Source organism: Methylosinus sp. sav-2 (assembly GCF_004366495.1).
Lineage (GTDB): Bacteria > Pseudomonadota > Alphaproteobacteria > Rhizobiales > Beijerinckiaceae > Methylosinus.
The window spans coordinates 1-1827 of sequence record NZ_SOEJ01000044.1 but is presented as its reverse complement, the minus strand read 5'-3'; the positions used below and the strand labels follow the sequence as shown (position 1 = coordinate 1827).

1 protein-coding gene is annotated in these 1827 nt (G+C 58.5%); it reads left to right on the top strand.

Annotated elements, in window-relative coordinates; all coding sequences use genetic code 11:
• Positions 1-1602, top strand: a 1602-nt coding sequence (locus EDE12_RS21640) for a polymorphic toxin-type HINT domain-containing protein (RefSeq protein WP_208326077.1), incomplete at its 5' end; no start/stop codon positions are given.
• Positions 1603-1827: the final 225 nt, after the last annotated feature.

Here is a 1827-nt window from a genome sequence, read left to right as displayed (position 1 = left end):
ACGATCGACCAGGCGGCGGTCGGGGCCATTCTCGGCGACGGCATTGTGACGACGGCGGAGGGAACCACCGCGCTCGCTACAGGCGCGGATGCGGCCTTTGTGGCCGCGCGCAGCGGCAGCGCAGTTCAGAAGATCGGCGCGCGCATCGCTTGCACTTTCTTCGTGCTGGCCGCCGCGCTCTCCTTCGCCAACGATCCGTCGCTAGTCGGCGCCTATGACCTCGTGACCGACATGTCGTCCTGCGCGGTGAAGGCGGTGAAGAAACCGCAGCCTCCGACGCGCAAGTCCTCGCCGTCTCCGGGTTGCTCGATCTCGGGCTTCTCGTCCTTCGAGGCGGGGACGCCGATCGAGACGGCGCAGGGCCGCCGGCCGATCGAGGAGATAGCGATCGGCGATCTGGTCGCGGCGCGGGACGGCTTCACCGGGGAGGTAGGCTGGCGTCCGGTGCGCGAGCTGTTCCGCCGCACGGCGCCGAGCATCGTTCATCTGACGCTCGACGGGCCGGATGGACGACGCGAGACGCTCAATGTGACGAGCGAGCATCCGTTCTTCGTGGCGGACAAGGGCTGGGTAGAGGTGCGTCGGCTCGAACGAGGCGACCGCATCGTCTCCGAGCGCGAAGCGACGCTCGCTGTGGCGGATGTGTCACTGGAAGAGCGTTCGACGCTCGTCTATAATTTCGAGGTCGCTCAGGACCATAATTATTTCGTCGGAGACGAGGGCGCAGAAGCGCATAATGCGCCAGGATGGTTCTGGAAAAATGTGTTGAACAACACGAACACACCCAATTCTATAAAGGGGTGGATTCAAACGGAACTAGCGAGAACGAAAGGGGATTGGTCACGAATAAGAAACCCGCCCGGAATGGATTGTGGTCACTACCCTTCGAACAGAGGCGCCCATGACCCGCGGTCACGCCTTGAGTGGGCCGCCGGTAATAGAGCGCGTCCAGCGCCTTACCGGAAGGAACCCGCTATGGCGATAGATCGCAGACATTCGAATCGCGTTCTCAGCGCAGCGGGCTTGGACGGCGAGCGTCTTGCCCAGGCGATTTCCTCCGGCAAAATAGTTTTCTCTGAGCCGGCAGAGCCTAGTTCAAAAGAATTCGTTGCCTTGATCAACTTAGCTAACGCTGAGCGGCGAAGCGAGAAATTTACTGGCGAAATGCTAAGATTTGGAAAAGTTTTGGCTTTAGAAAAGAACGACACATTAATAGAGTTCAAAATTGAAGATGAGCGAGGCAAAGTTCGTAGTGCCGTTCCATTCTGGCCGGCTGAAAAATATGCAGCATACGCAAGAGACGCCCTCGGATTGACAACTAATATACGCGAACTCGATATTCTGGAATATATTTTTAGTGTCTTAGCTGTTGATTTACCTGCCAAAAAACTGTTTGCAGCGAGGTTTTGGCTTCCAAGCAAGCGTACCGTAGTCGATCCTCCGCGAATCCTTGCAAAGAAACACCTTGAAAGCATCGCGTGGTATTACAAGGTCGAGAGCGATCCGTTGGCGTCGAAAATGTCCGATGAAGAATATCGTATCGCTCTCAAGGACGCTTACCATCGGCCGATGAAGTGCGGCCCCAAAGGTAAGCTGCCTTGACAGCGCCCCTGTTCCGCGAAGACGCTTCCCCAACGGGCTCGAAACCGATCTCTCCTTCGAGGCGCAGACGGGGCGGCTCGCGAGCCTCGCGCATCGGCCGACGCCGGCCGGCAATCCCCTTCTGAAATTTGACCACGCCTATGATCTGCGCGGCAATCTCTCCGCCCTCGCCGAGCTCTCGGGAACCAAGACCTTCTCCTATGACGCCGTCGAGCGTCTGACCGG